The sequence below is a fragment of the Marivita sp. genome (assembly GCF_017643905.1).
Classification (GTDB): Bacteria; Pseudomonadota; Alphaproteobacteria; order Rhodobacterales; family Rhodobacteraceae; genus Marivita.
In genome coordinates, this window is sequence record NZ_JAEPMO010000192.1 from 1 (window position 1) to 6,724 (window position 6,724).

Below are 6,724 nucleotides of genomic sequence, written 5' to 3' on the forward strand. Positions count from 1 at the left end.
AAGTCTTCGTAGAGCACATTCGAATTGGTTTCTTCGAGACCCCAAAGGCTGCCCACGTCATAGAATATCCCACCCGAGATTCCGTACTCTTCGGGCAAAGGCAGCGGGAATTCGGCTTCGAACCGGGCAACGGCAAAGTAGTTGCCGCCCAGCGGGTCATTCACATCTCCCGGTCCAACTTCGCGCGGACCGATCCCGCCGCCTTCGAAGCCTCGCATCAGGTTCGACCCCAGCGAGAAACGGTCGGTCACGCGGGACGATCCCTCAGAATAGCTGAGCGCACCGGCCTGCAATGTCGCGCGGAGCGTCACTTCATCATTGAGGATTTTCGTCTGCGCCACGGCGCGAAGCGTGGATTCGATGTAAGTGCTATCGCCACCGAGACCGGCAAAGTCCTGGCCGAATTCCAACAGAACCCCTGCGTTCGGATTGAGGCCGGTGCGGCGGGTGTCATAGCTGTAGCGGTAGCCGACAAAGCTGTCCCAGACTTCGCCACGGGCAGCTTCTGCCGTGATGATCTGGCCCACCGACTCGTTGAGATTGGTGATTTCGGAATAGCGTGCCCCGTAGCGGACGCTCAGTCGACCGTTTTCCGAGACCGGGAAACTGAACCCGGTCGCAAAATTCCCGATCGCGGTGTCATATTCCGCAGATGCGTTGTCGGTCTCCAGATAATCAACGCTGAACGTGTAGGCCACATCCCTGCCAAGGAAGGACGGCTCGGTAAAGCTGAAGCTGTAGTTCGACGAATCGACGCCTGTAGTCACGCCAAGCGAAAGCTGTTGTCCCCGTCCAAGGAAGTTGCGTTCGCTGAACGAGACCGTGGCACCAAACCCGCCGCTGGTCGAATAGGAGCCGCCGAAACTGAGCGACCCTGTCGGGCGTTCTTCGACATCCACGTCGATAATGACCTGCTGCGGTGTCGACCCTTCGCGGGCTTCAACCTGCGCATCTTCGAAGAAGACAAGGGCGCGGACACGTTCAGCGCTTTCGCGGATTTGCCGCGGATTGAACGGGTCGCCTTCGACAACGCGGAACTGGCGACGCACGACACTGTCAAGCGTGGTGGTGTTGCCTTCGATGTCGATGCGTTCGACAAAAATGCGTTCGCCGCGTGTGAGCAGGAACTCCACATCAAGCGTCAGGTCACGGTCATTGCGGGTGACACGCGGCTCGACGCGAACAAAGTTCAGGCCTTCGATGATGGCCAGACGTTCAAGACGCGCGATCTCGGTTTCCACGGCTGTCGGCGAATAGGTGCGCCCCGAGCGCAGGCGGATGGCCTGCTGGAAGACATCGGCATCCACTTCCGCCAAGTCGGACGACACGGTCACTTCACCGAATTTGAACTGCTGACCTTCCTCGACGTTGAAGGTGATGAAATATCCATCCCGCTCTTCGCTGAGTTCGGCGTTGACGTCCGTGGTGCGGAAATCGACATAGCCGCGGGATTGGTAGAAATCGCGCAAAACCTGGCGGTCAAACTCGATCCGGTCCTCGATGAAAGTGTCAGAACGGATCAAAGCGCGGAAGATGCCCGCCTGTTTGGTCTCCAGTACACGGCGCAGGCGGCGATCGCTGAATGCCTGATTGCCGGCAAACCCGATGCGCTCGATCTCGGACACGCCGCCTTCGAAGACTTCGAACACCAGATCGACGCGGTTGTCGGAGCGGCGGATGACCTTGGGCTGCACACGGGCGGCGATGCGACCCTGCTGAGAATAGGCTTCTGTGATGCGAGTCGCGTCTGCTTCGGCTGTTGAGGGGCTGAAGACGCGGCGCGATTGCGATTGCACGATCGCGGCGAGCGCTTCGTCGTCCAGACGTCGGTTACCCTCAAACGTGATGCGGTTCACCGTCGGGTATTCCACGACACGCACCACAAGCGTGTTGCCGCGCGGTTCGATCTCAACGGTCTCGAAGAGACCAGAGGCGAGAACCCGCTGATACCCGTCATTCAGTTCAGCTGCGGAGATGGCTTCCCCCCGCGCCACGCCGAGGAAGCTGGCGATGGTGCCTGCCTCGATCCGTTGATTTCCCTCGACCGAAATCGCGGTAAAGCGGAAGTCCTGCGCCGTCGCCATGTTGGGTGACGCGATGCCGACCCCCAGTGCAACGGACGCCGCTATGAGAAATGGACGGACCGACGATTTACGCGAAATGTGCCGCGTGACCTGCTCGCCTGTTTTTTGTGTCATTGTTGGCAACCTACTCAGACATCCCTTTTGGAACGTGAGTACCCAGATTGCCCTAGCTTGTCAAAAGCGCAGAACCCGCTTTGGTCAATAGCCGACGGGGTGTGTCATTGCTTCGATCATGAGCGTGCCGAGATAGGCACCCAGAAACAGGGAAGCGGCGATTGCAAACACGTAAAACATCCGATCCCAGTTGATGGAGATCAGCAGGCTGAACGACCGGTAGCCGTCTTGAATCGTTTGCATGTTGCACCTCGGATGCTTTTGGTTCCACTGCAAGAAATGCCGGGGAAATGTGTCAGCATTCGGGCGCAAAACGGGACGATTCTGTGAAATCGTCCCTGTTGTGACGGGTTTTTCTGGCCCTACGGGCAGAACAGATCGTTGTAGAGTGCGAACAGCATCAGCGACAGCAACAGCGTCAGTCCAATGGCCATCAAGACGCGCAGCGCTTTGTCGCTGGGCGGGCGCCCGGTCACAGCTTCATAGGCGTGAAACACCAGGTGGCCGCCATCCAGAACGGGAATCGGAAACAGGTTCAGCAGGCCAACCGCCGTGCTGAGCACTGCAATGAACCAGATAAAGTTGGTGGTGCCCTGCGACGCCATCGATCCCGAGGTTTCAGCGATTCCAATCGGTCCGGACAGGTTGCAGGTGCCGATCGCTCCGGTAATCATATACCACAGGCCGGACAGCGATCCGTCGATGATGCGGACAGTCTGTTGAACCCCCGACACAAGGGCACTGACCGGGCCTGTCATTTCAGTGGCGGGTTCAAAGAACATGCCGCCGACGATGCCGATCCGGTAATTGGTAGCGAAGGTTCCATCACGCTGCGGTTCATCCGTGCGGCGTGGGGTCATTTCCAGAACGCGGATATCGCCGTCACGCCACACCTCGAGTCTGAGGGTCGCGCCGTCCGATCCTTCGACCGCCTCGCGCAGTTGCTCGAACGCGTAGATCGGTTCCCCGTTGATAGAGACAATGATGTCACCGGCCCGGAACCCGGCATCATCGGAGGCCGAGCGTGGTATGATCTGGGTCGCCACGGGCGGATAGACATAGGGCCCCTGCACCACCAGCGTCTCGTCGCCCCGTTGCACGGTGTAGTCAAGATGCTCTTGGACCGGCAGGTCGTCGAGGAACGACTGGAAGCTGGAGGATTCGCCATATGGCGGAAGATCAACGCCTTCGATCCCCAAGAGGATGTCACCCACCTGAAGTTCGTTCTGCGCCGGAACCGCACGCAATTCGCCAACCTTGACAGGATCGGTGACTTCGCCCCGTAGCATGAGGATGGTCGTGAAGATGAGGATCGACAGGGCAAAGTTGAACGCCGGGCCTGCGGCGACAGTGGCCGCGCGCGCCCAAAGCGGTGCGCCATTCATCGTACGCCTGCGTTCTGCGTCTGACAGAACGGACATCGCCGCTTCGTCCTTGCCGCCAGAGGCGTTGCTGTCGCCTTTGAACTTGACGTAGCCACCCAGTGGAAGAAGCGCGACTTGCCATTTCGTGCCGCGTTTGTCGACACGTGAGAACAGCACCGGGCCAAAGCCGAGCGAGAACACATCGGCATCAATGCCCGACCAGCGCCCGACGATGTAATGGCCGTATTCGTGGATGGCCACGATGATCGACAGGGCGACCACGAAGGCCAGGAGGGTCCAAATCACACTACCAAACTGCGGCAGCAACGCTGCAATATCCAAGGCTCAACCCTCTAATTCGTTCATGATTTCATCTGCCCGTACACGAGCGAGATGGTCTAGATCGATGACGTTATCAAGGGTGATGGCGGCATCAATGTGACCCGGATGGGCCGAAACTCGGGACAATACCTCTTCCACGACAACGGCAATCTGCTGAAAACCGATGCGTTTTGCGATGAACCCGTCGAGCGCACGTTCCTTTGCGGCGTTGAAACACGCCCCCGCCAAACCGCCTGTCGCCATGACCTCTCGGGCAAGGCGCAACGCAGGCCAGCGGGTCTCGTCCGCGGGTCGGAACGTGAGCTGTCCCAGCTTGACCAGATCGAGCCTTTCGACCGGAAGCGACTTGCGGTCGGGATAGTGCAGCGCAAAGCCAATCGCGTGACGCATATCCGCAGGTCCGACATGCGCCATCAACGCGCCATCGCTGAATCCCACCAGCGCATGGATCATCGATTCCGGATGCACCACCGCTTCAATTTTCGACGGATCAATCTGGAAAAACTCACGTGTTTCAATCAGTTCCAGTGCCTTGTTAAACATGGAGGCACTGTCGATGGTGATCCGTTGCCCCATAGCCCAGTTCGGGTGGGTTGCCGCCTGTTCGGGTGTGGCCTTGGCCAATTCTTCAATTGGCCAGTCGCGGAATGCGCCACCCGAAGCCGTGATGATGACCCGTTCCACCGCGCTCATGTCTTCGCCAATCAGCGCCTGGAACACAGCAGAATGTTCACTGTCCACCGGAAGGATCGCGGCACCATGCGCCTTGGCCGTCGCCAACATGAGTGGCCCGGCGCATACCATGCTTTCCTTGTTCGCAAGCGCAAGGCTTGTGCCTTGTTCAAGAGCCCGCAGGCCCGGTGCAAGACCGGCAGAGCCGACAATGCAGGACATGATCCAGTCGGCGGGGCGGCTTGCCGCTTCGATCAACGCGGAAGGTCCGGCGGCGGCTTCGATTCCCGTTCCGTCCAATGCAGCCTGCAGGTCACCCAGCCGTGCGGGATCGGCCGAAACAGCCAGTTCGGCCTTGAAGGCAACCGCGTCACGCGCAAGCTGCGCAATGTTCTGGTCCCCCGTCAGGGCGACGACCTGATACGCATCAGGGTCCCGACCGATCAGGTCCAGAGTGTTCTGTCCGATAGAGCCCGTGGCCCCAAAGATCGTGATCCGCCTCATTGGGTCCCCGGTGGAAATCCGACAAGCTGGCCCGCGATCACGATGAACAGCGCCGCTCCCAGCATTCCGTCAAACCGATCCAGCAAGCCGCCGTGACCGGGAATAAGCTTTGAGCTGTCCTTGACCCCAGCCCGACGCTTGATGGCGCTTTCGGCGATATCCCCGATCTGGCTGGCCATACTGACGGCGATGCTGACACCGATCAAACCCAATCCTGCGCTTGTCGCCCCGGCAAAGAGCACCGCGACCACAGACGATCCGGCCCAGCCGGCCACCGTACCGGACCACGTTTTCTTCGGGCTGACACGCGGCCAAAGTTTTGGCCCACCGATCAGCCGCCCTGCAAAGTAACCCGCGATGTCCGTGACCACGACCACCAGCAGAAGCCAGACCATCCACGTCAGGCCAAAGTCGTCGCGCAAGGTCATCAGGCCATATCCGGCCAGCAAAATCAGTGCGGTGAACACGGCATAGGTCACACCACCCCGCTCCATCCGGCCCAGGCCCAGCATCGACGGCATCATGAGCAAAGGAAGTGCAAGCGACGCGGGGATCTCTACGGCGATCATCGACGCCAGACCTGCCACGACCGCCAGAATGATCGGGGATTTGCTGCGCCCGGTGTCCAGCATGGTCACCAGTTCCCAGACCATCAGCCCGACGACAATTGCGATCAGGCCATGAAACCACAGACCGCCCAGCCAGACGCCAAGTGCGCCAATGCCAACCATCGCCACGGCCGAGATCAGCCGTGGGGCAAGGTCGTCCCACTTGCCTGACGTCATGCCACCACAGCGCCGAAGCGGCGTTCGCGGGTGCCGAACCCGCCAACAACCGAACGGAATTCGTCGGCGGTGAAATCCGGCCAGAGCGTGTCGATGAATTCGTATTCCGAATACGCCGACTGCCACAGCAGGAAGTTCGAGATGCGTGCTTCTCCGCTTGTGCGGATCACAAGATCAGGATCTGACAAAACGCAGGTATCCAAATACTTTGGCAGCGTTTCTTCATCCACATCGTCAGGGCTCAACCGCCCTTCTGCCACGTCACGGGCGAGCCGCTTTGTCGCGCGGGCCACTTCGTCACGGCCACCATAGTTGATCGCGATGGTCAGGTTGACCGTCTGACAATTCGCCGTCAGCGCCTCAAGCTCGTCCATCATCGAAACGAGTTTCTTATCGAGCCGCACCCGGTCGCCGATGAAGCGCACGCAGATATCATTCGCCTTGAGCGACTTGGCTTCACGCGTGATGTAGCGGCGAAACAGGTTCATCAGCCCAGCAACCTCGGACTGCGTGCGTTTCCAGTTCTCGGTCGAGAAGGCAAAAACGGTGAGATAATCCACCCCAAGATCAGGGCAGGCTTCGACAATCTCGCGCACACGGCGCGCGCCCGCCTGATGCCCGAACAGGCGCGGACGGCCACGCTGGGTAGCCCAGCGACCGTTGCCATCCATGATGATCGCCACATGGCGTGGGCCGTCATCTTTCGCTGTGCGCTGAGCCATCGGGCTACGGTCCTTCCTAAGAGGTCTCAGACCTGCATGATCTCTTCCTGCTTTGTCTCCCAAGCAGCGTCCATCTTTTTTCTAAACGAATCGGTCAGTTCCTGCACTTCGTCTTCCCAGCATTTCTGCTCATCCTC

At 59.5% G+C, this 6,724-nt stretch carries 6 protein-coding genes and 1 pseudogene; all 7 read right to left on the reverse strand.

Translation table 11 applies throughout. The features are described 5' to 3' along the window. A partial coding sequence (gene bamA, locus JJ869_RS20935) for an outer membrane protein assembly factor BamA (RefSeq protein ID WP_292270370.1) occupies positions 1-2,084 on the reverse strand: 2,084 nt, incomplete at its 3' end. A 198-nt stretch (positions 2,085-2,282) separates the two neighbouring features. Further along, positions 2,283-2,441 (reverse strand): hypothetical protein, encoded by a 159-nt coding sequence (locus JJ869_RS20940; RefSeq protein WP_292270357.1) that lies wholly within the window; start codon positions 2,439-2,441, stop codon positions 2,283-2,285. Positions 2,442-2,560: 119 nt separating this feature from the next. Continuing rightward, entirely contained in the window at positions 2,561-3,904 is a 1,344-nt protein-coding gene (rseP, locus tag JJ869_RS20945; protein ID WP_292270359.1) for an RIP metalloprotease RseP, read from the reverse strand. A gap of 3 nt (positions 3,905-3,907) precedes the next feature. Then, positions 3,908-5,080, reverse strand: coding sequence for a 1-deoxy-D-xylulose-5-phosphate reductoisomerase (gene dxr, locus JJ869_RS20950; RefSeq protein ID WP_292270361.1), 1,173 nt, complete (start codon positions 5,078-5,080; stop codon positions 3,908-3,910). After that, entirely contained in the window at positions 5,077-5,865 is a 789-nt protein-coding gene (locus JJ869_RS20955) for a phosphatidate cytidylyltransferase (protein ID WP_292270364.1), read from the reverse strand. The genes dxr and JJ869_RS20955 overlap by 4 nt, the downstream gene beginning before the upstream one ends. Further along, positions 5,862-6,587, reverse strand: coding sequence for an isoprenyl transferase (locus JJ869_RS20960; RefSeq protein WP_292270368.1), 726 nt, complete (start codon positions 6,585-6,587; stop codon positions 5,862-5,864). Before JJ869_RS20960 ends, JJ869_RS20955 begins: the two co-directional genes overlap by 4 nt. Positions 6,588-6,613: 26 nt before the next feature. After that, positions 6,614-6,724: pseudogene (locus JJ869_RS20965) on the reverse strand (ribosome recycling factor); the annotation flags it as partial.